Annotated in this window: 26 protein-coding genes; 22 read left to right on the top strand and 4 right to left on the bottom strand. The window is 36.1% G+C overall.

Translation table 11 applies throughout. The annotated features are described in order from the left end of the window. Nucleotides 1-6 precede the first annotated feature (6 nt). The 11 genes from BBI01_RS17000 to BBI01_RS16950 all read left to right on the top strand — a co-directional run bounded on the left by BBI01_RS17000 (nt 7) and on the right by BBI01_RS16950 (nt 11,444). On the top strand, nt 7-960 hold the full coding sequence (locus BBI01_RS17000) for a glycosyltransferase (protein WP_065395833.1): 954 nt from the start codon (nt 7-9) through the stop codon (nt 958-960). Between the two features lie 9 nt (nt 961-969). Beyond that, nucleotides 970-2,466: a hypothetical protein gene (locus BBI01_RS16995; protein WP_123862162.1), complete on the top strand. Its 1,497-nt coding sequence runs from the start codon at nt 970-972 to the stop codon at nt 2,464-2,466. A 37-nt stretch (nt 2,467-2,503) separates the two neighbouring features. After that, nucleotides 2,504-3,604 (top strand): DegT/DnrJ/EryC1/StrS family aminotransferase, encoded by a 1,101-nt coding sequence (locus BBI01_RS16990; RefSeq protein WP_065395831.1) that lies wholly within the window; start codon nt 2,504-2,506, stop codon nt 3,602-3,604. Between the two features lie 46 nt (nt 3,605-3,650). Beyond that, nucleotides 3,651-4,571 (top strand): glycosyltransferase family 2 protein, encoded by a 921-nt coding sequence (locus BBI01_RS16985; RefSeq protein WP_065395830.1) that lies wholly within the window; start codon nt 3,651-3,653, stop codon nt 4,569-4,571. Between the two features lie 130 nt (nt 4,572-4,701). Next, a complete protein-coding gene (locus BBI01_RS16980; protein WP_065395829.1) occupies nt 4,702-5,814 on the top strand; it encodes a glycosyltransferase WbsX family protein in 1,113 nt (370 codons plus the stop codon). After that, on the top strand, nt 5,811-6,926 hold the full coding sequence (locus tag BBI01_RS16975; RefSeq protein WP_065395828.1) for a glycosyltransferase WbsX family protein: 1,116 nt from the start codon (nt 5,811-5,813) through the stop codon (nt 6,924-6,926). Before BBI01_RS16980 ends, BBI01_RS16975 begins: the two co-directional genes overlap by 4 nt. 2 nt (nt 6,927-6,928) lie before the next feature. Continuing rightward, nucleotides 6,929-7,774: a glycosyltransferase family 2 protein gene (locus BBI01_RS16970; RefSeq protein WP_065395827.1), complete on the top strand. Its 846-nt coding sequence runs from the start codon at nt 6,929-6,931 to the stop codon at nt 7,772-7,774. Between the two features lie 55 nt (nt 7,775-7,829). Further along, the gene (locus BBI01_RS16965; protein ID WP_065395826.1) at nt 7,830-8,498 is read left to right on the top strand and encodes an NAD-dependent epimerase/dehydratase family protein; all 669 of its coding nucleotides are present in this window, start codon (nt 7,830-7,832) and stop codon (nt 8,496-8,498) included. Between the two features lie 314 nt (nt 8,499-8,812). After that, nucleotides 8,813-9,634: a glycosyltransferase family 2 protein gene (locus tag BBI01_RS16960; RefSeq protein WP_065395825.1), complete on the top strand. Its 822-nt coding sequence runs from the start codon at nt 8,813-8,815 to the stop codon at nt 9,632-9,634. Further along, nucleotides 9,631-10,461 (top strand): glycosyltransferase, encoded by an 831-nt coding sequence (locus BBI01_RS16955; protein WP_065395824.1) that lies wholly within the window; start codon nt 9,631-9,633, stop codon nt 10,459-10,461. The genes BBI01_RS16960 and BBI01_RS16955 overlap by 4 nt, the downstream gene beginning before the upstream one ends. A gap of 44 nt (nt 10,462-10,505) precedes the next feature. Beyond that, entirely contained in the window at nt 10,506-11,444 is a 939-nt protein-coding gene (locus tag BBI01_RS16950; RefSeq protein WP_065395823.1) for a glycosyltransferase family 2 protein, read from the top strand. 42 nt (nt 11,445-11,486) lie between these two features. On the opposite strand, the gene BBI01_RS16945 is transcribed toward BBI01_RS16950, so the two are convergent. Then, a complete protein-coding gene (locus tag BBI01_RS16945; protein ID WP_065395822.1) occupies nt 11,487-12,530 on the bottom strand; it encodes an acyltransferase family protein in 1,044 nt (347 codons plus the stop codon). Between the two features lie 126 nt (nt 12,531-12,656). On the opposite strand from BBI01_RS16945, the gene BBI01_RS16940 reads away from it, so the two are divergent. The 3 genes from BBI01_RS16940 to BBI01_RS16930 are packed head-to-tail and all read left to right on the top strand — an operon-like array spanning nt 12,657 to nt 15,180. Continuing rightward, entirely contained in the window at nt 12,657-13,220 is a 564-nt protein-coding gene (locus BBI01_RS16940) for an acyltransferase (protein WP_228394032.1), read from the top strand. Beyond that, on the top strand, nt 13,220-14,026 hold the full coding sequence (locus BBI01_RS16935; RefSeq protein WP_065395820.1) for a glycosyltransferase family 2 protein: 807 nt from the start codon (nt 13,220-13,222) through the stop codon (nt 14,024-14,026). The genes BBI01_RS16940 and BBI01_RS16935 overlap by 1 nt, the downstream gene beginning before the upstream one ends. Beyond that, entirely contained in the window at nt 14,023-15,180 is a 1,158-nt protein-coding gene (locus BBI01_RS16930; protein ID WP_065395819.1) for a glycosyltransferase, read from the top strand. Before BBI01_RS16935 ends, BBI01_RS16930 begins: the two co-directional genes overlap by 4 nt. Nucleotide 15,181: 1 nt before the next feature. Here BBI01_RS16930 and BBI01_RS16925 read toward each other — a convergent pair whose 3' ends face one another. The 3 genes from BBI01_RS16925 to BBI01_RS16915 are packed head-to-tail and all read right to left on the bottom strand — an operon-like array spanning nt 15,182 to nt 17,174. Continuing rightward, nucleotides 15,182-15,940 (bottom strand): SDR family NAD(P)-dependent oxidoreductase, encoded by a 759-nt coding sequence (locus tag BBI01_RS16925; protein ID WP_065395818.1) that lies wholly within the window; start codon nt 15,938-15,940, stop codon nt 15,182-15,184. Continuing rightward, nucleotides 15,940-16,173: a phosphopantetheine-binding protein gene (locus BBI01_RS16920; protein ID WP_065395817.1), complete on the bottom strand. Its 234-nt coding sequence runs from the start codon at nt 16,171-16,173 to the stop codon at nt 15,940-15,942. The genes BBI01_RS16925 and BBI01_RS16920 overlap by 1 nt, the downstream gene beginning before the upstream one ends. Before the next feature lie 26 nt (nt 16,174-16,199). Further along, nucleotides 16,200-17,174: a ketoacyl-ACP synthase III gene (locus BBI01_RS16915; protein WP_083190135.1), complete on the bottom strand. Its 975-nt coding sequence runs from the start codon at nt 17,172-17,174 to the stop codon at nt 16,200-16,202. Between the two features lie 147 nt (nt 17,175-17,321). On the opposite strand from BBI01_RS16915, the gene BBI01_RS16910 reads away from it, so the two are divergent. The 8 genes from BBI01_RS16910 to BBI01_RS16875 all read left to right on the top strand — a co-directional run bounded on the left by BBI01_RS16910 (nt 17,322) and on the right by BBI01_RS16875 (nt 25,657). Further along, nucleotides 17,322-17,798 carry an acyltransferase gene (locus BBI01_RS16910; RefSeq protein ID WP_228394031.1) on the top strand — a complete coding sequence of 159 codons (477 nt, stop codon included), beginning with the start codon at nt 17,322-17,324 and terminating at the stop codon, nt 17,796-17,798. Between the two features lie 38 nt (nt 17,799-17,836). Then, complete coding sequence (locus tag BBI01_RS16905) at nt 17,837-18,985, top strand: glycosyltransferase (RefSeq protein ID WP_065395815.1); 1,149 nt, start codon at nt 17,837-17,839, stop codon at nt 18,983-18,985. Nucleotides 18,986-18,996: 11 nt separating this feature from the next. Beyond that, entirely contained in the window at nt 18,997-19,551 is a 555-nt protein-coding gene (locus BBI01_RS16900) for a serine O-acetyltransferase (RefSeq protein ID WP_065395814.1), read from the top strand. A gap of 516 nt (nt 19,552-20,067) precedes the next feature. Further along, nucleotides 20,068-21,558, top strand: a complete 1,491-nt coding sequence (locus BBI01_RS16895; RefSeq protein WP_065395813.1) for a sulfatase-like hydrolase/transferase — start codon at nt 20,068-20,070, stop codon at nt 21,556-21,558. 672 nt (nt 21,559-22,230) lie between these two features. After that, nucleotides 22,231-22,899 carry a carbonic anhydrase gene (locus BBI01_RS16890; RefSeq protein ID WP_065395812.1) on the top strand — a complete coding sequence of 223 codons (669 nt, stop codon included), beginning with the start codon at nt 22,231-22,233 and terminating at the stop codon, nt 22,897-22,899. A gap of 22 nt (nt 22,900-22,921) precedes the next feature. Next, complete coding sequence (locus BBI01_RS16885; protein ID WP_065395811.1) at nt 22,922-23,221, top strand: hypothetical protein; 300 nt, start codon at nt 22,922-22,924, stop codon at nt 23,219-23,221. Nucleotides 23,222-23,368: 147 nt separating this feature from the next. Beyond that, nucleotides 23,369-24,961 carry a SulP family inorganic anion transporter gene (locus BBI01_RS16880; protein WP_065395810.1) on the top strand — a complete coding sequence of 531 codons (1,593 nt, stop codon included), beginning with the start codon at nt 23,369-23,371 and terminating at the stop codon, nt 24,959-24,961. A gap of 39 nt (nt 24,962-25,000) precedes the next feature. Further along, nucleotides 25,001-25,657 carry a carbonic anhydrase gene (locus tag BBI01_RS16875; protein WP_262487298.1) on the top strand — a complete coding sequence of 219 codons (657 nt, stop codon included), beginning with the start codon at nt 25,001-25,003 and terminating at the stop codon, nt 25,655-25,657. Nucleotides 25,658-25,738: the final 81 nt, after the last annotated feature.

Raw genomic sequence — 25,738 nt, 5'->3', positions numbered from 1 at the left:
CTTACGATGACTAAAAAACTATCTCTAATTCTTCTTTCTTACTACAGCGAAAAACGCATTGTAAGCGTGTACGAAAATGTTAAAGAATTATTAGATCGAAATAATATTCCCTTTGAGTTTATCATCATGGATGATGGATCTCTGGACAATTCTTACAAAGTAGCATTAGAGCTGGAAAAAAAAGAGAGCAACGTAAGAGCTTATCAACTGAGCAGAAACTATACAAGCCACTACTCTATTTTTGCAGGACTTTCTCTTGCTGAAGGAGCCTGTGCTTTACCTATCGTAGATGACGAACAACAGCCCTATGAAACGATTGTAGAAATGTACAATATATGGCTTCAGGGAGAAAAGATCATTATACCTCACAGAATAACGCGTGATGACAACTGGAAAAGCAAAGTTTTTTCAGAAACTTATTACAAAATAATGAACAACCTTACGGAAGTGAAATTTCCTAAAGGTGGTGCCGATCTTTTTCTCATTGACCGTGAGATAATTGATATTCTTAACAAAAGAATACATCCTAGAAATACATCAACTGTCGCGGAGATCTTAAGATTAGGATTTAATCCTTATCACTTTGGGTATAAAAGACCTTTGGGTGTTAATCAAAAATCCAGATGGACTCTAAAAAAGAAGTTAACCCTGGCAAAGGACACCTTTTTTTCATCCTCTTCATTTCCCATAAAATTTATATTTAATCTGGGACTTTGGGTTTCTTTAATTTCCTTCCTGCTTATTCTGTTTTATATTTATATTAAAATTTTCGGCAGTCCGTTTTTAAATGATATACAGCCTAAAGGATGGACGAGTATTATATTGTTTATCTCTTTTTTCGGAGGACTTATCCTCTTTTCTCTTGGTATTATAGCAGAATATATCTGGCGGATCTTCGAAGAAGTGAAAGATCGTCCGGGTTATATTATTAAAGAAAAAAATGATATTGAGAAACAGTAACGATCTATTATGCTGACAATACTTAAAAAACTCCCTTCTGCATATTACATAATAGGTGTATTTCTATTGTGCTTGGCGTATGCCTTTCTTTCAAACGACAGGCTTCCATTCAAATATGTAGATATTTTTGATGAAAAAAGTTATATCGAGATCGTTAAAAATTTTTCAACCCATTTTTTTGAACAAAGTTTTAATCCCTATTATGTTTCCAGATTATTAATGCCTGGAATCGCTCATTTTATCCATCGATTATTTGGAATCACTTTTACATTGGACGCTATTCAGAGTATCTTCACAATACTGAATGGTCTTACGATTTTCATTGCGTTATACTTTTATTACAAAATTGTACAGTTCAAAGGGTACAGCAAGAATATTACGATTCTTGGCTTTTGCTTTCTCTTTGTCAATTTTTTTATACTTAAGCTGTCAAACTACTATCCTATTCTGATGGATCTGTTTGGCTTTACATCCGGGATTATTTTATACTATTATTATATTATCAAAAACAGAACTGCGTTTTTAGCCATACTGATAGTATCTATGTTTGTTTTTCCCACCACTTTTTTAATTGCGGTATCGCTTATTGCTTCCAGCCTTATTTCCTTTGATGAGAAAGGACTTGCTATTGAAAAAAACTTCAACAAGTATTTATATCCAGCTTTTGCGTTGTGTCTTTTATTTGAGGGCTTCTATTTATATTCAAATTACCAATTGTTTGTCGCCTTAGCTCATAAGGATTATACTGTACAGTCTGCCCTGTTTTTGATTCCGGTAACGTTTATATTAGTCAATTCTTTTATATTTTTTACCATCCGATATATTCTAAAACTGCTCGATGGTTTTAATATAAATCGAAAAGGATTCGTCTCGCCATACTTTATTTTTTCTTTAATTACTTTAATTACATTCTTTGCTGCAAGTAAATTTCTTACCGTGAATTTTAGAGATATGAAGACTCTTTCGTCGGGTGAATTTTTGTTTAATCTAATGTTTCAGGCATTTTCATTTCCTTTAAAGTTTCTTATTACGCATTTTATATACTACGGATTATTTGTAGTTCTGATCATATACTATCGTAATACATTCTTTTCTTATGTCGCAAAAAATGCAGATTCATTTCTGAAAATTATAATAATACTTTTCTCCATCTTCTTTATTTTAGGGACAGAAACAAGACAGTTTTTACAATTTTTCCCTTTTGTTGTATTTATGTTTCTAGATTCCATAAAGAAAGTAGATTTTAGCAAGTATCAATTAATTGGTATTTTTACCTTCCAGCTGATATGGTCAAGATTCTGGTACACCATCAATGTACCTGAAGGATTTCTGGACAAAGCCTTACCGGCAAAAAACTTTTTTGGATTTCCCGCTCAGAGGTACTTCCAATTTCAGGGACCATGGCTGTCAACAAACAACTCATTAATATATGGTGTTATATTTATCATTACTTTTATAACAGTTTCACAGATCCTGAAAAAGAATTCTTTTAATCATAAAGTATAACCTATAGAACATTATAGCACTTAATAATAATTAACAAATGATAAAATTCTTAGACCTTCAAAAAATAAATCTGCTACACCAGGAAGAAATTGAAGCAAAACTTTCCCAGGTTTTCCGTTCCGGATGGTATCTTATGGGACAGGAGCTTTCAACCTTTCAAGAAAATTTGTCTCAATATATAGGAGCCCAATATGCTATTGGAGTAGCCAATGGCTTGGATGCATTACGTCTTATACTAAGAGCTTACATAGAATTAGGCATTATGAGCCCGGGTGATGAAATTATTGTTCCATCCAATACCTATATTGCTTCTATTCTTGCCGTTTCGGATAACGGATTGGTTCCTGTACTTGTAGAACCCGATATTAATAATTACAATATTGATATCTCAAAAATTAAAGAAAAAATATCTTCAAAAACCAAAGGAATTCTCATTGTTCATCTGTACGGAAGAATTGTCTTTTCTGAGGAATTACAACAATTAGCCCAAGCCCACAATCTGAAGATCATTGAAGACAATGCTCAAACCATTGGTGCAGAATGGAATGGAAAAAAATCAGGGAATCTGGCAGATGCTGCAGGATTCAGCTTTTATCCCGGGAAAAACCTTGGCGCTCTTGGAGATGCAGGAGCCGTTACCACCAACGACGAAAAACTTGCTGCTACGATAAAAGCTTTGGCCAATTACGGGTCTAATCAAAAATATGTCAATATATACCAGGGACTCAACTCAAGGTTGGATGAAATTCAGGCAGCCGTTTTAGATGTAAAACTAAAATATATAGATTCTGAAAACGAAACCAGAAGACAAATTGCAAAGCGTTACATTTCTGAGATTAAAAACCCTGCCATCACACTTCCGGAATATCCTGAAAATGAAAAAGAGCACGTTTGGCATGTTTTCGTGATCAGAACAGCACAAAGAGATGCATTACAGAAATATCTGACGGAAAACGAAATTCAGACGCTGATACATTACCCAATTCCACCTCACAAACAGCAAGCTTACAAAGAATGGAATGAGCAATCTTTCCCGATTAGTGAAAAAATTCATGAAGAAATATTAAGTTTGCCTATTTCACCTGTAATGACAGCAGAAGAAATTGAAAAAGTAATAGAAATTCTAAACAAATTTTAAGGTTTTCAACGCTAAAAAAAGTTTGAATTCAACAAAGTAAAGTATCATGACAGAACTCCCTCTGGTTTCGATTTTATGCCTCAGCTACAACCAGCAACAGTTTGTTGTAGAATCTTTAGAAAGCTTCAAATCTCAGAACTATCGCAATATAGAGATCCTGATTTGTGATGACTGTTCTAAAGATAATTCTGTGGAAGTTATTAATAATTGGATCAAAGATAATTCCCAACTGAATATACAGTTTATTACCCATTCTCAAAATCAAGGGATCTGCAAGTCTTTGAATGACTTATTGAATATTTCAAAAGGTAAATATCTCATTACAATAGCTCTGGATGACCTTATAGAGCCCGATAAAATAGAAAGGCATGTAGCATTACTTGAAAACTCATCTCCTCATGAAGCGATGGTGTTTTCAAATGCTTATATCATTGATGACAATTCGGTACGTTTCCAAAATACATTCATCCCCTATTTTCATCAGTATCTGAGTCTTGAATCAGGAAACTTTTATAAAAGATTACTGGATTATAATTTTCTTCCCGCAATGTCCTGTGTTACAAAATCTTCTGTAATAAAAGAGATAGGAGGCTGGGATGAAAACTTAACCTTTGAAGATTATGATATGTGGCTGAGATTAAGTCAGAAATATGATTTCATCTATGATAACACCCAATCATGCAGCTATAGAATACATAACACCAACACTCATAAAAAGAGTGATTTTCTATCCAGTTCGTTCTTTGATATTTATATCAAGCACAAGGAGCAGCCTGAAATGAAAAAGAAAATTTTAAAAATTATTCATGATGCTTATAAGGTAAATAAACTGACTGAAGACCATAAAAAATTTCTCAGAGAACTCGAAAACAGAACACTTTCTGAAAAGCTAATTTTGAAGAACGTAGGAAAGTTTACTTATAACACATTGCTCTATCTTCAAAAAGTTTATCATAAAAGCTGGTAACGGTATATTTACCTCAATAATGATGTATTTAAAAAATTATAGCAGGATCTTTTAATCTTTAATGGCTAAAATTTTGCTTCGAAAACAAACGATCAGATATTTATTAAACAGATAATTTAAGCACATAAATATGAAAATAAGACCAATCGCCATACATTTACCACAATATCACCCATTCCCGGAAAACGATGAATGGTGGGGAAAAGGGTTTACTGAATGGACGAACGTCGCAAAAGCAAAACCTCTATTTGACAACCATTACCAGCCACATCTTCCATCAGATCTGGGCTTTTATGACTTGAGACTGGAAGAAGCAAGAATGGCACAGGAGCAACTTGCAAAACATTATGGAATCTACGGGTTTTGTTATTATCATTATTGGTTTAATGGGAAACGCTTAATGCATGAACCTATTGACAGAAAATTAAAAAATCCAAAAGAAGATTTACCTTTCATGCTTTGCTGGGCTAATGAAAACTGGACCCGACGTTGGGATGGCAACGAGCATGAAGTACTGATTGAACAAAAGTATTCTGTACAGGACGATGAAGATCATATTGATTTTCTTCTGCCTATCTTCAAAGATCCAAGATATATCAAAGTAAATAACAAACCTGTTATTGTTATTTATAAACCTAATGTTTTCCCTAATATACAGGAAACCCTCAAATGCTGGAGAGAAAAAGCGAAAGAAGCCGGATTGGAATTATATATATGCCATATGGTTTTCTCCTATCAAAAAGACTGGGATCAGCTAGTTGATGGCTTTGATGCCGCCGTTGATTTCGAACCTTTTGGGATCCGCAGAAAAAGTGTATTTAAAGAAATGTGGGAAAGACATGTACCCCCAAAAAGAACAATTATAGACAAAATAAAGGGGCGCATTATAAAACAACCGGTAAAAAAGAGATTCAACTCAGTTCCCTATAAGTGGATGGGAGAAAATTTAATCCTTCAAAAAGATTTTCACTGTAAGCTCTACCCTTCTCTGGTACCGGGATGGGATAACACTTCCAGAAGAGGAGAAAATCCCACTCTGATCTTAGAAGACTCTACACCGGAATATTTTGAACATTGGCTTTCTAATGTGAAGGCAGATTTTACACCGTATTCCGAAGATGAAAACTTTATTTTCATTAATGCATGGAATGAATGGGCTGAAGGCAATCACCTGGAACCCGACATGAAATTTGGAACGCAATATCTGGAATCCGTTAAGAAAATATTTTCCGATCAATTATGAAAAAAATAAAACCACTTGCTTTTTACCTTCCCCAATATCACCCTGTTCCAGAAAATAACGAATGGTGGGGAAAAGGGTTTACTGAATGGACAAACGTAAGCAAGGCCAAACCTTTGTTTGAAGGGCACGACCAACCTATATATCCTGCAGATCTAGGATATTATGACTTACGTGTTCCGGAAGTAAGAGAGCAGCAGGCCCAAATGGCCAAAGACTATGGAGTGCACGGATTTATCTATTATCATTACTGGTTCGGAAACAGTAAGCAATTACTGGAACGTGTTGCCAACGATGTGCTGAAATCAGGAAAACCAGACTTCCCCTTTTGTTTCTGCTGGGCCAACGAAACATGGTCAGGGATATGGCATGGTCTTTCTGAAAAAATACTGGTAAAACAGGAATATCCTGATGAGCAGGACCTGATCGCCCATTTCGAATATCTTTTACCTTTCTTCAAAGATGAGAGGTACATAAAAGTAGATAATAAACCGGTTTTCATCATTTATGATCCGAATCATCTGAATGACGGAGACCCTCATTATATCTCAAAATTCAGAGAGCTGGCAAAGAAAAACGGATTTGATGATCTGTATATCATGGCTTCCAATAAGCTTCGTGACGATATAGATTTTCAATCGATGGGATATGACGGCAAAATTTCCAATGCATTTCAGAAAGCATGGGCACCTTACGTTCAAAGTAAAGGCTATATATCTTCTTACGACTATTACAAGAACAGGGTTAAAGGACTTGTAGGAATCAAGAAGAAAGAGCAAAAGAAAGTCAGAATTCAGGATACCAATCTGGTAGTCAGAGACCTAAAGTTCGAAGAGCATAATATTCCTAATTTCCCCTGCATATTGCCTAACTGGGACAACACACCAAGAAGCGGCTATAACGGCATCATTCTGGGCAAAAATTCTCCGGAATTATTCGAAAAGCAAGTAGAAAAAGCAGTAGATTATCTCGAGGATAAGAATGATTACCCCGAACTGTTCTTAATTGTAAAATCCTGGAACGAATGGGCAGAAGGAAATATACTGGAACCGGACAGAAAATATGGCTTCGGATATCTGAATGCCTTAAAAAAAATATTGAATAAACACAAATAGAAATGAGTAAATTCAGCGTACTTGTCGCCAATTATAACAATGGACATTTTTTTGAAGAATGCTACCAAAGCTTAATGGTCCAGACTGAAACAGACTGGGAAGCGGTGGTCCTGGATGACGGCTCTACTGATAACTCCCTGGAAATTCTACAAAAAATCGCAGACAAAGATCCCAGGGTCAAGGTTCATCAGAATGAAAAAAATAAAGGGATCGGGTATACTAAAAAGAGATTGATAGAACTCGCTGAATCTGAAATATGTGGTTTCCTGGATCCAGATGATGCCTTGGTACCTCGGGCACTGGAGCTTATTGTAAAGACCCATGCAGAGAATGAAGAAGCAGGATTGGTATATTCCAATCTGGTATTTTGTGATGAGTACCTCAACCCAAAATCAGTACACAAAGCAAAACAGATCACAGCATTAGACCAGTCTTATTATAATTTCAAAGGAGAAATTTCAAGCTTTGCTACCTTAAAAAAGAGGATCTATGAAAAAACATCCGGTATCGATCCTTTCTTAAAAATCGCTGAAGATAAAGACTGGTACATGAAGATGTGCGAAACAGCCCCTGTAAAATATATAGACGAAGATCTCTATTTATACAGAATCCATAAAAACGGTATTTCTACAACCCAAAATATGGAAAAGGCCGTATTCTGGCACTGGGTAGCAATGATAAAGATGGCTGAAAGAAGAAACATTAATATTGAAGATCTTTTTCTGCAAAACTATGTTTCAAAAAACAAATATGAGCAGCTGCTTTATAAGCTGGATCGTGTAAAAAAATCTAAATGGGCAAAACTGGGTGATAAGCTTGGATTGTTTAAAATTTTTAAATACCTGTAACTGCCTTTACAGGACTAAGTGTAGTATAATCGCAGCTTAATGAGACAAAGAATATATGATTATTGGTAATGGAATTCTTGCAAACGCCGTAAGATCTTATGACAGAGAAGATGTAATGTATTTTGCATCGGGAGTTTCCAATTCACTGGAAAAAGATCCTTCTGAATTTGAAAGGGAAATCACCCTTTTACAATCCAGCATCGGAAAATATCCCGAAAAAAAACTGATCTATTTTTCCACATGCAGCATTTATGATCCTACCAAAGCGGACAGTCCTTATGTAGCTCACAAGCTGAACGCAGAAAAGATTATTGCAGAGCAATGCAGAAATTTCATCATTTTCAGAGTAGGAAATGCTGTAGGTCGTGGAGGAAACCCGAATACATTAATTAACTTTCTTAAAAACTCTATCTTATCAGAAAAGAGGTTCACCATTTACAGCCATGCAAGAAGAATCCTGATCGGTATAGATGATATTGCATTATTTGTGGAACGCTATCTTGACGACCTCAATAATGAAACCGTTAATCTTACGTACCCTTATCAATATTCCCTGTCAGAGATCCTGACCCGGCTGGAAGTTCACCTTGGTAAAAAGGCGGTCTATGAAAATATAGACGAAGGCTCCTATTATAATATTGAATTCAGTCCTCTTACGGAATCTTTTTTTACGGGGATATCCGCTGAAGAATACCTGAACAGATTATTCACATCTTATTTATGAGTATAAAAAAATCATAACCAATCTGTATGAAATACTGTGTGAATCTTTTGAATACAAGAAAAATCATACCTTTATAACCGATAATGCTGCCGGAAAAAACAGCAGAAGCAAAAATTTAATTTATATTTCCCCTCACAATATAAAAGTTAATACAAATGATTACAATGACCGGAACCACAGTTCCACCTATAGAAAATGAGCAGCTGGGGCTGTCCCACATACAAAAAAATATGCAGTTTTGACCTTCAGGGCATATACAGATAAAGCTTTTGGAAACGAATTAAGTTATCTTTTACAATAAAAAAACATATTGAATGGCAAATAAAGTCTCCATCATTGTTCCATGTTTTAACCATGCAAAATATCTGGAGGAATGCATACTATCTATTAAAAATCAATCCTATTCCAATTGGGAATGTATTATCGTAGATGATGGCTCTACAGATGATACTGAAGCTGTATCCCGCAAGCTTGAAAATGAAAAAATACAATATGTGTATCAGGAGAACAGAGGGTTATCAGGAGCGAGAAATACAGGAATAAGAAATGCTTCAGGTGATTATATCCTGCCTTTGGATGCCGATGATACGCTTAATCCTCAGGCTTTAGAAAAAATGATTGCGGTTTTTGATCAGGCACCGGAAACGTTAATTGTATTTTCAGATACGGTAACCTTCGGACATACCAGCAAAAAATCTAACCTTCAGGAAAAATTCACTCTTAAAGAACTGCTTTTGGGAAACAAACTATACTGTACTTCCATGTTTGCTAAAAAATACTTTGATGAAGGGATCATATATGATGAAAAATTAAGACATGGCTTCGAAGACTGGGAATTCTGGATCCAGCTGATATCCTCCCACAGAGAGCAACCGGTCACCAAAATTGACTATCCTGTTTTCAACTACAGATCCCACCCGGAAACTTCGATGATCAAAGAAATTACAGGAAGTAATGACAAAAAAGAGTTTATATACCATACGGTGTATGAAAAGCATAAAGCACTCTTCCATGAGTTTTTTCCAAGCTATATTGCGCTCTTGAACAGAAAAACCTTTTATGAAAAAAAACTTGAAAATATATATGGCAGCAAGCCCTATAGAATATATAACTTTTTAATAAATTTATTTAGATGAGTCAGTTTGTTCACGTTATAATGACAAGATTCAATGTTCCTACAAGAGGCTGGAACGAAACACGTTCGGGTTTTAAACCACTTACAGAAGAATGGCTGGATGACAGATTCAGGTTGTTCAGAACCTACGTTCTTCCTTCCTATAAAAACCAAACCAATCAGAATTTCGTATGGCTTCCCTTTTTTGATGTAAATACTTCAGAAAAATTCAGAAAAATCATTGCAGAGATTCAAGAGGAGTATCCCACTTTCAGACCTGTTTTTGTAGAGGATTTTGATGAGATGAAAACGAAGGCGGTAGAAGTTATTCCGCAGTTTTTCACTCCAGAGACAAAATTCGTAATCACCAGCGAGCTGGATAATGATGATATGCTGCATAAGGATTATGTAAAAACAGTACAAGAATACTTCAAGCCGGTACATGATCTTGTTATCGATTTAAGAAGAGGCTATCAGCTTACTATTCAGCCGAACCATAAAGCGGTAGTTACGGTATACAATGCAGTGGCGAATCCGTTCGTAAGTCTGGCAGAAAGTGTAGACAACTTCAAGACCATGCTGAAAGAAAGAGCTCATAACAGCTACCGTGATTATAAAAACTTCTCTATAGAAGACAGCAAGGAGATGTATATCCAGATTGTTCATCAGTATAATTTAATGAATTCGACCTTTAAGCATAAGGCTGTTCCGGAAGTTGACTTTTCAGAATATGGAATGACGGAAAGCACAAGATTTACGATAGACCGCTTCAAAACATTACAGCATAATATTGCCCGTGTGCCTTTCGTTCTGGGTCTTATCATGAAAAAGATCTTTAGAATAACATAATTGCAGTTAAAAGAATTCAGTATCATATTTCCCACTTATTAAAAATGAAAATTTCAGTAGTTGTTCCCGTTTATAATGCCGAAAAATTTGTTTCCCAGGCTGTAGAATCCGCACTTCAGTTTGAAGAAGTCTATGAAGTAGTCCTGGTGGAGGATAAATCTCCCGACAATGCGTTGCAGGTCTGCCGGGAACTTGCTGAGAAATACAGCAGAGTAAAGCTTTATCAGCATCCTGACAAAGGTAATCACGGAGCCGGAGCCAGCAGGAATCTGGGAATAGAAAAAGCGGAAGGAGATTTCATCTCATTCCTGGATGCAGATGATTACTATCTTCCCAACCGCTTTGATGCGGAAAAGGAACTTTTTAAAAATGACAATGTAGACGGTGTCTATGGAGCAATTGGAGTTCATTATTATTCAGAAAAAGCAAAAGAGCAATATTACAAAGTATTCGGAGACCGTTTAACGACCGTTTACCAAAAGCAGCAATCCAGAGATGTATTTCCCGGGCTGCTTAATATGAGAGGGACTTTCGGGCTGTTCAGTCTGGATGCTCTGACCCTCCGGAAAACTTCCCTAAAAAAAATGGAATATTTTTTTAAACCTCATTTAAGGCTTCACCAGGACACGGAATTTATATTCAGACTTTCCTATTACCTGAATTTATATTCGGGAATTATTGACAGTGCTGTAGCCGTAAGAGGCGTACATGAGAACAACAGAATTACCAAAGTAGACAGCCGGGAAGTAAAACCGGCTTCAACAAGAGTTGTACTCTGGGCGGAAGTGAACAGATGGGCAGAAAGTGAAGATACGCTACCGGAAGAGATCAGGCTCCATATCAAAAGAGTTTACAGAAGCTTCCTGATCGCCAACGCTCCTTTTCTGAAAAAATGGGGAATGATCTCCAAATATTTATTGACAGATTATCCAAGCATGCGCTCAGGACTTTATAATATCAATTTTAGAAAGCACTTATTCTGACACTCTCAGTTATAAACTAAGTTTTTAGTTTATAACTGAAAATCATTGATATTCATTCCTTTTGAAATTGATCTTTCTTAAAATATTCCTCATTGGCTTTTCAATGCACTGATAGAAAATTGCCGAGCAGATCAGCATTACAATAATATAGATAACAAATACAGTATCAATATCAAAGCTGTAGTGCTGTACTCTTAAAAACTCCCTAAGCAGATAAAGGATGGGAATATGAGTAATGTAGACCGCATAGCTGATCTCACCAAGATATTCTAATGGCTTTTGTGAAAACAGTTTCGTGAGCCATCCGCTATTAGAGGAGATCAGAATAATAACAGGTACAAATAGTAAAGCCATCAGACCATTATGGTAAAACAGCGGAACGAACATCAGCGAAACCATTACCAGCAGAAAAAGCAGAAGGATGTGAAGATCATACTTCTTTTGCCTGAAATTCTTAATAAAATATAACCCCGCAAGGTTTCCGATCAGAAATTCATTGACATGCCATATAGGAAAATAATATAGAAATTCGTGGCTTTGAGTATGGGGTCCCTTATATATTCCCAGGGTAGGATACCAGTTTGAAAAGACCTGAGTAACCATCCAGATGACAATAGCAAAGATCCAGATCGCTTTATTCTTTTTGGAATAAAAATAATTGTACAATACAGGAAAAAGGAGATAGAAAAAGAATTCTACTGAAATTGACCATCCCGGAAAATTTAAGATCATGGCTTCTCCGGGAATCCAGCTTTGTATGCCCAATCCGTACAAAAGAACCTTATACCCGTCAAAAAGATGATATCTTGTTATAAAATACAGCAAAAGCCCAAGTACATACAATGGATAAATTCTTGCAAACCTGTTCTTATAAAATTCTAAATAGTCTATTTTATTCTTCTGACCGTAAGCCACAATCATAATAAAGCCTGAGAGAATAAAAAAGTAGCTGACTCCCACATTCGCCCTCAAAAAAAGATTGGAAATATAATCTATTCTATATAAAAACAGATCTTTATTGAAATGGGAAATGACAATTGCCATGGCAGCAATAAATCTGGTAAATGTAATCTGACCTATCTTCACAGAAACACAAAATGCTTTACTTTATCAAAACTCATCTGCCCCCAATCTGCTGACAGTTTTATTCATTTAAAGTGTTAATTTTAAGGCACAAAAATAAGATTTATTATTATATTTGTAACTACAAGTGTGAAAACAAATTTAAATATGCTTCATGAAATCCTAGCAAAGCTTCAACGAAAAAGTCAGATTTCACTTCTCAGAAAACACCCTAATGTTTCCTTTAAAGAAATAAAGCTTGGGACCAGCAACCATTTTATTCTTCATGGAAATTTAAAAAAGGTGAGTATCGGAGAGGGGGGCAGGTTCAGGAACTATGTTCATGTTCTTGTGCAGCAGAATGCTAGCCTGGAAATCGGAAATAACTTTTTCATGAACAATTTTTGCTCTATCAATTGTCTGGACAGCATTTCCATAGGTGACAATACGCTATTCGGTGAGAATGTAAAGCTGTATGATCACAACCACGCCTATGAGACTCATCCTAACTTTAAGTTATATTCTTCTGAATTTACCACAGCACCTATCAAAATCGGGAATAACTGCTGGCTTGGCAGTAATGTTACCGTGCTGAAAGGAGTGACCATAGGAGACAACTGCATTATAGGAGCAGGCAGCACCATTCATAAAGATATTCCATCCAATACAACAGTAATCAATCATCAGGAATTAATATTCAAGACACACCAATAATGAAGTTCTCCATCCTTATCGCACACTATAATAATGCGCTCTTTTTCAAAGACTGCTTTGATAGTATCATGACCCAGACCTATACCAACTGGGAAGTCATTATTGTAGACGATTGCTCTGATGAATCAGAAAAACGGGCAGTAAAAGAAATGATCTCCGGAGAACCCAGGTTTTCCTTTTATGAAAACACAGTCAATAAAGGAGTGGGATATACTAAAAAAAGATGTGCAGAACTGGCAACAGGTGATATATGCGGCTTTGTTGACCCTGATGATGCTTTAACGCCTGAAGCCTTAGAAGAAAGTATAAAAGCCTTTACAGACAAGAATATTGTAGCTACTTATTCTCTTTTTCACGTCTGTAATGAACAACTGATTCCTGAAAAGCTATTTCCATACACAAAAAAAATAAAAAACAGGGACCCGAATTTTTTTAATATAAGATTTGAAGTTGCTCACTTTTTCACTTATAGAAAAAAAACGTATGATCAAACCGAAGGGATAGATGACGGCCTTACCTCATCAGTAGATCAGGATCTCTATCTGAAATTATACGAAAAAGGAGACTTTTATTTTATAAAAAAATCCAACTACCTGTACAGAACCCACGCTAAAGGAGTTTCCCAGGATAAAAAAAAGAAAGAAATATTACGTAAAAACTGGCATATTGTATTGTATAACGCTCTCAAAAGAAGAAATGCAGACCGCTTATATGCTACAGATATTGATAAAATTGATGATCTGCCTGACTTTATTTTCAACAAACAAAACACATTGCTTTCACGAATCATAAGAAAGTTCTCATGACTTTAAATAAAAAAATAAAAATTTTGTTCAGACACCATTCCATGGAAATGGGAGGTGTAGAAAAAGTTCTGCTGGGACTTCTCAACAATCTCGACACAGACAAATACGAAATGACCGTATGCCTTACGCTCAATCAGGGAAAATTACGTAATGAACTTCCCAAGCATATCCGGAAGGTTTACCTTACGGACGGAAAAGAAGATTTTTCCAGCAATTCTGTATTGCAGAAACTGCAGCTGATCGCGAGAAGAATCAAGCTCAGAAGGCTGAAGAAAAACCCTGCTATTGCAGACCGCATCATCAATGATACTTTCGATATAGAGATCGGAATGGATTATAGAGATTATGATGTTATTCTCAAATCAACCCAGAAGAACTCAAAAAAAATAGGATGGTTTCACTCTGAGATCAATGTTCCTAAATTTCAGCCGTTGGTCCCTGGAATACTAAAAAGTTTTCCCCAGTTCGACCATATGGTGTACTGCTCCCACAAAATAAAGGATATGATGCATCAGTATTATCCTAAATTGGATTATCCTGCGGAAAGTGTGATCATCAACCCTATTCCTATTGAGGAGATCAAACGCAAGGCGGAAGAAAAACTGGAAAACTTCCCTGAAGGACCTGTTTTTGTTTCTATCGGCAGACTGCATTCAAGAAAAGGCTATCACAAGCTTATTGAAGCTCATAAAAGGCTTATAGATGAAGGTTTCCATCATAGCATTGTTATCATTGGTGATGGTGGGGAAATGAAGAACCTTAGGGCTCAGGCAGCCAACAATAACGTAGAAAAAACGTTTATTTTAGCAGGAAATCAAATGAACCCTTATCCTTATATCAAAAAGGCAGATTATTTCGTTCTTCCTTCCGAATCTGAAGCATGGCCTTTGGTAATCGCCGAAGCACTGATTCTTCAGAAGCCTATAGTCGCGACCAATGTGGGAGATGTGGGACTTATGATCAAAGACAGGGAAACAGGATACCTCATCAACTATGATGTTGATGAGATGTATAAAGGAATGAAAGCCTTTCTTACAGATCCAGATTTGGTTCTCCACATCAGGGAGAATCTTAAAAATGTTGAGACTCAGTTTGACAACCAAAAGATATTCGACAGTGTGGAAGAGATCATAGAAACTCTTCATAAACAATAAATTACTGCGCAGAATATCCTCCGTCAATCACAAGATTGCTACCCGTCACCCATCTTGCTGCGTCGGAGAGAAGAAAAATACAGGCATTCGCTACATCTTTAGGTTCACCTATTCCCAACGGATGCTTTTTTATGATTTCTGATGAAGCATCTTCACCCAGATCTTCAAACATTTTTTCCAAAATCGGGGTATTGACCATGGCAGGACTTATGCTGTTGACACGGATATTGCCTCTGGAAAGTTCCATTGCCAATGAACGGGTCCCGGCAATTACGGCTCCCTTACTGGCTGAATAGGCAGCCTTTCCTGCCTCTCCTACCATACCGGCGACAGATGAAATAAATACAAAGCTGGAAGTTTCCTCTTTATATTTTTTTAAAGACAAGATCTTTGCCATTTCAAACCCTGCAATGACATTGATCTCAAATATATCATGATACAGCTGGACGCTATGCTTTTTCAGCGGCAAGGTCTTCTCTATTCCCGCACAGTGTATAAAGCCTGATACTTTCCCCAAAACAGCAACTTTTTCTGCGATGATCGCCTCAAGCCGTTCAGAATGAGTAATATCTTCAGCAATGATCTCAACCTTTGTTCCGGGATTCAGCAAAGAGGCTGTTTTCATCAGCTCTTCCTCATTTCGTCCTACAAGAATCAGATTGGCTCCGCTGTTGCTGCATTCAACAGAACAGCTTCTCCCGATGCCGGAAGAAGCCCCTGTAATAAGAATTGTTTTATTGGTTAACGAGAAAGCATCCATTAATCTTCAAAGTTTTCTTTTCCTATCGCATTCATCAGATCCGAAACGGTTTCTATATCTTTAAAATGTTTGGTATCAACCTTTTTATTGAAGTTTTCATCTACAAATGCAATGACAGAAAGCAAACTGATTGAATCATAGCTCTCCAAAGATTTTAAATTGGTTTCAACAGTAAGCGTTTCATCTTCTTCCAGCTCCTCTTGTAGTTTTTCTAAAAAAACGGATGTTTTCATATTTATAATTTTAAATGTTGTTAGTCTTATATTTCCATTATAGTGGCGCCCCAGGAGTATCCTACTCCAAATCCTGCCATTAAAACCTTATCTCCTTCTTTCAGCAATCCTTTATCCATCATATTCTTAAGAGCGATAGGAATGGTAGCTGATACCGTATTCCCGGTTTTTTCCATATCAATATAGAACTTTTCTGCCGGTATTTTGGTTTTCTTCCTTAAATAGTTCAGCATAAAAGAATTGGCCTGATGAAAAACGAAATGATCAATATCATCCATCGTCATACCATTCACTTCAAGGGTTTCTTTTACAAGCCCCGGAATATTTTCAATGGTAAAATTAAAGATCTCAGGACCATTCATGTAAATGTTTTCAGGACCGAATTCATGATCGGGATTCAGCTCAAAATCTTTTCTGAAAGCTCCTTTTTTAACGATAAGGTTTTCAGCACCCCCTCCGTCTGTTCCCAGACAGAACTGATAATCATTGATGTCCTCTGCTTTTTCAACAATTGCAGAAGCGGAAGCGTCCCCGAATATACTCCTGTTTCCTTTATCATCAGGATGAATATGCTTGGTATAGGTTTCTGAAGTAACCAAAAGAATACTTTTGGCGATTCCTGCTGAAATCAGTCCTTTAGCAAAAGCCAGCCCATACACAAACCCTGAACAGCCAAGGTTAAAATCTATAGCCCCGATATTTTTCCTGAGCCCCAATCTGTCCTGCAAAATACAGGCCGTTGTAGGCAGAAAATACTCCGGACTTTGGGTACAGAACAGGATAAAGTCTACTTTATCCCTGTCATAGTTTTCAAAAAGCTTTTCTGAAGACTGTATGGCCATATCCAGCACCGTTTCATTGTCAGAAGAGATATGGCGTTGGCTGATACCTACTTTTTCCTGAATTCTCTCAGCACTCCACTCTGGAAAGTCTTTTTCCAGATCAGCATTGGTAAGAACATGCTGAGGAAGATAATATTCTATTTTTGAAATTTTCATCATATTAATAAATTCTCTTACTTTGCAAAAGTAAATAAAAACAAATTTACACCTGTGATGATTTTTATATTTAGAATCCTATTAAAAATAGACTCCCTCTATCATTCTTTTTTGAACAGAGCCAGCCTTGAAGTCGCGAAATACAGGGGTATGAAGGTCGGCAAAAGCTTTAATATGCCGGATAAGATTTATTTCGGAACGGAACCCTACCTTATTGAGATCGGTGACAATGTGAATATTGCAGGAGGAGTAAGATTTGTCAATCACGGCGGAACCACTACCCTTCTGAGAAAACTTCCCGGCTATGAGGACGCGAGGATTCTCGGAAGAATAAAGATCGGCAATAACTGTACAATCGGACTGAATTGTGTGATTATGCAGGATGTACAGATCGGAAACAACTGTATTTTGGGAGCCAATTCCGTATTGTCACAATCTATGCCGGACAATACAGTATTTATCGGAAATCCTGCCCAGTTTCTCTGTACTATTGAAGATTATGGGGATATTGTCCTCAAGAACAGCCCGGAATACCCCCGTGAGCTCGAAAAAGACAGGAAAAAACTGGATGCTTATATCAAAGAAAATCTTCCTCACAAGTATAAAAAAGCAAGAAAAATTAAATAATTATTTTAATCTTGTAAAAACTATAAAACAAAAACAAATTGAAAAAGAAAAAACTCCTCATTCGTATAGGCTCTTTACGCCATGGCGGTGCTGAAAAAGTTTTGATCAACTTTCTGAAAAATCTTCCTCCTGATAAATATGAAGTAGATCTTTTGGTCAATCTTTATTCAGGGCTCTATATAAAAGAAGTTCCATCCTGGGTGAATCTGCACTATCTTCTGAAAGGAGAAATGATAACCACCAACAGACCACAGGATATTCCTGTGAAAGCGTACAGGGTGCTTTATCAGAAAATGTTTCTTTGGTTCCCTTCCCTTCTTTACAAATTTGTTTTAAAAAATAAAAAATATGATGTAGAGATTGCAGCCATTCATGCAATGTACCGTGAAATTCTATCCAGCCCTCAAAAAGATTCGAAAAAGATCATATGGGTACAGAATGACATCTTCAATCTGAAAGAATATACTCCGGAAGTGATCAGGCAGTTCTTTAAATTTAACAGAATCCTGGTGATTTCCAATAAACTGCAGGAAGGTATGCATAAGCTGGCAAAAAATGACACTGAAAAGCAATCGGTCATCAAAATATATAACCCGATCGACAAAGAAGATACTTTAAGAAAAGCTGATGTCACGGTCAACGATTATCCCTTCCGGAATGATCTCCCTACCTTTGTAACCGTAGGAACCGTTTATCCTCAGAAAGGCTACGACAGACTGCTCAACATCCACAAAAAACTGATCGACGAAGGATTAAAACATCAGCTTCTGATCATCGGAGACGGATACGACTTTAACAATATTCAGGATCAGCTCAATAAATCAGGACTTCAGGATACGGCAAAAATGCTTGGCTTCAGCAGCAATCCTTATCCGTATATGAAAAAGGCAGACTTTTATATCATGTCTTCACGCCATGAAGGCTTTCCTACCATCATTGCGGAGGCCCTTATTCTCAAGAAACCTATTTCCGCTACAGACATTTCAGGAATCAGAGATCTTCTGCAGGACGGAAAACTTGGAAATATTACACCCAACTCTGAAGAAGGGATCTATGAAGGGATGAAGAAGTTCCTTACAGATAAGTCCGTTTCTGAGCAATATAAAAAACAAATTTCCGAAACTGAGCTTCCGTTTGTTTTAGAAAAATCTGTAGAGCATCTTCAGAAAATAATTGATGAAGTTTAAAAACCTTGACTATGACCGATTATTCAATTATTCAAAAAGACTTTTACCGGGAAAGTGGAAAGTGGCTTTCAAAATTTGAGATTTGGAAAAAGTGTATTAATCCAAATCTCCATTTCATTTATATTCTGAGAATGGCTCAGAAGTACCAGAAAAAAGCTTTTCTGAATACGTTCTGGCGGATCGTTTTAAGACATTACCAGATAAAATACGGATTTCAGATCTATCCTGAAACGCAGATCGGAGAAGGCTTTTACCTGGGACACTGGGGGAGCCTTGTGATCAATCCGAAAACCATTATCGGAAAAAACTGTAATATTGCACAAGGGGTTACTATCGGTCAGCAGAACCGGGGTAAAAATGAAGGCTCCCCTGTTATCGGTGATGAAGTATGGATAGGTGCCAACGCTGTAATTGTAGGTGCTGTAACGATCGGCAATAATGTATTGATCGTTCCCAACTCTTATGTCAACTTCGATGTTCCCCCGAATTCTGTTGTTATAGGAAATCCAGCCAAAATCATCACTACAAGCGACGCTACAAAAGATTATATCAACCGTAAAGTATAGTGAATCCAGCACTTATAGTAAAAAATCTATTGCAATCATAAATTATTTCATTTAAATTTGCAAAAAAAGCATTGCTGGGCTCCCCAATAACAAGACAATAGTTAACTTATAATAAGTATAATCTTTGTCTGTATTACAATAGGGGATGCCATTTACAATGTTGCCTAGACTGAAAAAACCGCTTAATATTAAAAAACACAACCCCAACCTAATTATTAACTAAAAAATAATTTTTGATGAAAAAAATACCGCTTCAAAACTCTACTTTTTTATCTGTATTATACGTTCTATAGTTTCATTTTCTGAAAGCAAAAAAGCTAAGCAGAAAAAGCAATCTGCTGTGAAACTTCGTCGACGATCTACGGCAGCTTCCCTTTGAGAGGGTACAGTATTTTGATCTGATATTCATTTATTTCAGATAGTACATTATTCTGAACCTTCAGCTATCCTTACCGGAAACTCCTGAGACAGATTATACAATTATCTTAACAGTAAAGGCAACTTCATATAATAACTATGCTCAAAAAAACTATTCCCATTCTCATTATTTTAATTTATCTCACAGGCTTCCTGCTTTCATTCCCTTATATATTTAACAACTTTTTCGGGGTTGAGAAATGGGAAAGTATCAGAAATATTTTCGAGTATGGAATCATGTTCTCTTCCTTCCTTATTTTTAACGCATTTCTTTTTAAAAACAGGTATACATCAATCATTGCTGTCATTCTGTGTCTATTCCTGGGGCTTAATTTTTTGATATCAGTATCCTGTTATTTTATTTACCATTCCGGATTTAATGTAGGAATGGCGATAAGTATATTGGAATCCAATGTGAATGAAGCAATAAGCATGTCTTATATGTTTATTTTACCAGGTTTTTTATTTCTCATTTTTATGGGATTACTGATCTATTCGGTCAATTATCTGAAAGATACCGTTACATTTAATTTCAGATACGGGTTCATTGCTTTACTATGGCTGATCATGCCTTTCACATTTTTTCTTAAGCATAGATATGTAAGCAATAAAGGCGGAGGAAAGATGATCAAAAGTGTATATTATCATTTATCCGATTTCAATACAGCATTGAAAATTCAGGAAGATATCAGTATGATCAAAAAAAATGTTCCTGTTTTCAGCATAAAACAAATACAGCCGGGGATAGAGAACGTTATTCTTATCATTGGAGAATCTGAAAGAAAACAGAATATGTCATTATACGGCTATTCCAAGAAAACGACACCTTATACGGATCTGGAAGCTGAAAATATGATGATCTATGATCGGGCAGTTTCTCCTGCAGGAATTACCAACCTTAGTGTACCGCTTATCCTTTCCAGCATACATCCTGACGAATTCAGATACCGTTATGATAAATTATCTTACAATATCGTCAATCTTGCCAATCAGGCTGGCTACAATTCATTCTGGATCAGCACACAGGCAAGCGCTAAAGGAATAACTGCAATCGCCTCAATGGCCAAAAATAAAAAATGGGTAAGTGGATATGACGAAGCAATCATCCCGGAACTAAAAAATGTTATTCAAAAAAGAGATCATAAATTCGTTGTTTTCCACATTATGGGAAGTCATCCTAACCCATGCAACAGACTGCCGGATAACTGGAAGTCCGAAAATATGGACTGCTATGACAATTCCATAAAATATACCGATTATGTCATGAAAGACATTTTCAGTACGCTTAAGAACACAAATTCAATAGTTATCTACGCTTCTGACCACGGTCTTAAAATACAAGGTGACAAATTACTGCATATAGACTCCAAAGAATCCACACAGGTCCCGTTCTTTGTATGGTATGGTGATAAAGTACCTGCTGCATACAGAATCACAGGGCGCGATCCTAAACTGATCCAAACCACCTATATCTACCCTCTGCTCATGAAATATATGGGACTGGAAGTACCTCAGCATTATAAAAACGAAGAAAATAAATATTTAAACTTGAATATGAAGAGTATAGATTATGAAAAACTGACAGACTAACATCAGTAACAGATTCCCATTCTTTCCCAAACGGCAGAATAAATACAACTTACTCACAGGATATCTGAAATTTTGTCCTGGTTCTATTTTAAGGATGACCAACAATCTGGCAACACGCTTGCTAATACTTTCAATAACAGTCGTTTTAGAATGGCAATCTCCTCAATAATCTTTATTTAAATAAGACGGCTCCGATTTGGGGTCGTTTTATAACAACTATTTTTCTGCCAGATAAATAACGGCGACAAAGTCTGAAGATCAAAATCCGGCATATAAACTAAAGGCTTGAAATCAGGATTTTAATTTATTCATTTTTTTCAAGATTAGATGATTTTTATGATATAAAATCGACTGATTATCAAACTATTTCTTACAAATTTTATTCTATTTTTTTTAAAATTAAAAATTTTTTAATTCTGAAATTACAGATTTTAATTTATACTTTGTAATTTTATCTAAGTTTTTAAACGTTTGGATTATTAAATAGCCAATAAGTGATATAAGGCAAAGTATACCGGGATATTAGACATGATTTTAAGCATATTTTAATATTAAACTTTGTTAAAACGCTTCAATTCTTCGGCAAAAAGTATATTTTTGCACAATTATTGATTTAGTCTATTGATTTTGGAAATAATTTAAACGAAATAAATAATTACAAATTTTAGAATTATGTCACAATCGTACGAAGTTATTTTCGAAAACAACAAAAAATGGGTAGAGTCAAAAGTAGCAGAAGATCCTGATTTCTTCCATAATTTAGCCAAAACTCAGACACCTGACTATCTGTATATCGGATGTTCAGACAGCAGAGCTACAGCGGAAGAATTGATGGGTGCAAAACCAGGAGAGGTATTTGTTCACAGAAACATTGCCAATGTGGTTAATACTTTAGACATGAGTTCCACAGCAGTTATTCAATATGCGGTAGAACATCTTAAAGTAAAACACATTATTGTTTGCGGACATTACAACTGTGGTGGTGTAAAAGCAGCGATGACCCCTCAAGACTTAGGATTATTAAATCCGTGGTTGAGAAATATTCGTGATGTTTACAGATTGCATCAGGCTGAACTTGATTCTATCGAGGACGAAAACAAGCGTTATGACAGACTTGTAGAACTTAATGTTCAGGAGCAGTGCATCAACGTAATTAAAATGGCTTGTGTACAGGAAAGATATATCTTAGAAGAACAACCTATTGTACACGGCTGGGTATTTGACCTTAGAACAGGTAAGATTATTGATTTGGAGATCGATTTTGAGAAAACTTTAAAAGACATCCAAAAAATCTACAACCTTACGGGTTCTGATTGGGTAATGAGCAGAAAAACCAAATAGTTTTTCTAAAAAAGAATGTGAGATGAAATTCTGGAGTATTATTATATTAACGTTTTTTCTGAATTTTACAGCGCTGCCAAGCATAGCTGCGGTGGCAGGCTGGGATATTCTGAGAACAAATATAATAGTGAACGAAGAAGAACCACATTCTCACCCATCTTCATTTATTGTTTACGAAAAGACTCTTCCAAAAACTCTGGATGTATTTGATTATCTGAAGTTTTCCGAACCTGATTTTCAGGGAATGTCTTTTGTACTGATCGATGATTCTTTTCATCTGTCCCCTTTACTTACTATATTTTCTCCGCCTCCCGAAGCTTAGTTTTTAATAGTTAGATTTTTTTGATACCTATTCATATCAGTTACTGATATCGGATACACATGTACTTTAAAAATTAAATTTTAAAAAACTTTTATAACTGCCTTATTTAAAAATAAATAGGACGGTTATCTTTCACAGCTTTACATCATGAAAAAGACATCATTAATAGGAGGAATAAAGGAGAATTTCCCTTCAGGACTCGTGGTATTTTTAGTAGCACTTCCACTATGTTTAGGAATTGCATTAGCATCAGGCGCACCGCCATTATCAGGAATTATTTCTGGAATCGTGGGAGGTCTGGTAGTAGGACTCATCAGTAATTCAAATATTTCAGTTTCAGGACCTGCAGCAGGTTTAACAGCCATTGTTTTAACTGCCATCACAGATTTAGGGGCATTTGAACTTTTCCTTTGTGCCGGAATCATTGCAGGACTTTTACAGCTGATTTTAGGATTTGTAAGAGCAGGTAGTATTTCCAACTATTTCCCGAATAACGTGATTGAGGGAATGCTTGCTGCGATAGGAATTATCATTATTCTAAAACAGATTCCACATGCTTTAGGATTTGATAAAGATTATGAAGGTCATGAATCTATTTTTGATAATGGCTTAAACTTCGGATATTTTACAGAATTATTTGGAGCGATTCATTTGGGTGCTATCGTTGTTACTTTAGTTTCTGTCGCTATCCTTATTGCATGGGATAAAGTACACGTACTGAAAAGAATGAAAATGCTTCCTGGAGCTTTAGTAGCTGTAGTGGCTGGAATCCTTTTGAATGAACTTTTTAAATTATCTGGAAGCTCATTGGCAATCGGTAAAGAACATTTGGTTTCGTTACCAGTTCCCCAATCTCTGGACGACTTCAAAAATCTGATTACGATGCCTGATTTTGGAGGTTTTACCAATCCAAAGGTATGGATAGTGGGAGCAACTATTGCCATTGTAGCTTCTATTGAAACATTACTTTGTATTGAAGCATCTGACCGTCTTGATAAACAGAGAAGAATTACAGATACGAATCTTGAGCTTAAAGCTCAGGGAATCGGGAACCTAATCAGTTCTTTTATCGGAGGTCTTCCAATGACTTCAGTAGTAGTAAGAAGTTCTGCGAATGCTAATGCAGGGGCAACATCTAAACTATCTGCGATGATTCATGGTGTATTATTATTGGTTTGTGTTCTTTCCATTCCTGTAATTTTAAATCTGATCCCGCTTGCAACATTAGCAGCTGTATTGATCTTAGTAGGATACAAACTGGCAAAGCCTGCTACATTCAAACATTTCTGGCATTTAGGAAAGTTCCAGTTCATTCCGTTTGTAGCAACTGTAGTAGCTGTGGTAGCAACAGATTTATTAAAAGGTGTTGGAATTGGTCTTGCAATTTCTGTTTTCTATATTCTTCAGGGAAATATGAAGAGGGCTTATTATCTAAGCAGAGAAATTCTGGATGATGCCGACGGAATAAAGATCAAGCTGGCTGAAGAAGTTTCATTTTTAAATAAAGCAGCAATCAAAAAAACACTTAAAAACATTAAACCTAATTCTAATGTACTTATTGATGCAAGAAGCACTTCATACATTGCAACTGATGTATTGGAAATGATTCAGGACTTTGCCAATATCAGGGCAAAAGAACAGGATATCAATGTAGAACTTTTAGGTTTTAAAACTTCATACAAAGATTACGAAAGAAGTGAGGATTCTCACATTTTAGTCACTCATAAGAGAGCAATGTAATCTTATTTATTATCAATTATTATTATTTTTAATTTTAAAATTCAAAAACAATTAAATTATATGAAAGCACATACATACGAAACTCAATCGACAATTACTCCTGAAAAAGCATTAGAATTCTTAAAAGAAGGAAACCAAAGGTTTGTAAACAACCTTAAGGCAAACAGAGATCTTCTAGAGCAGGTAAATGCTACCCGTGAAGGACAATGGCCTTTTGCTGTGGTACTAAGCTGTATAGACAGCCGTACTTCTGCTGAGCTTATTTTTGACCAGGGGTTGGGAGATGTTTTTAGTATCAGAATTGCAGGTAACTTTGTAAACCAGGATATTCTTGGTTCAATGGAATTCGGCTGTAATGTTGCAGGTTCTAAACTTATTGTAGTACTAGGGCACACTAAATGTGGTGCATTGAAAGGAGGTCTTGACGCAGCTCAGATTGAAGGTCTTGGAATGGATAACCTGAATCACCTGATCAACCATTTTAATCCTATCATTAATGAAGTGATTGAAGAAAATGAAGAACGCTCATCTAAAAACAGTTCTCTTTTAGAAAGACTTAATCACCAGAATGTAAAAAACGCGATCGAGGATATCCGTAAGCAGAGTTCAACACTTAGAAACCTTGAAAAAGAAGGTAAAATTAAAATCGTTGGAGCGAACTATGACGTAGAAACCGGTGCAGTAAGCTGGTTATAAAAAATATACAATTCTCATTATAAATCATTATATAAAGCCCTCCGAATAACTCCGAAGGGCTTTATTTTAATTTTATGGTGA

It is taken from the genome of Chryseobacterium artocarpi (assembly GCF_001684975.1).
Taxonomy (GTDB): Bacteria; Bacteroidota; Bacteroidia; order Flavobacteriales; family Weeksellaceae; genus Chryseobacterium; species Chryseobacterium artocarpi.
The sequence above is the reverse complement of the archived record's forward strand: the minus strand, read 5'-3'. Positions and strand labels throughout refer to the sequence as shown.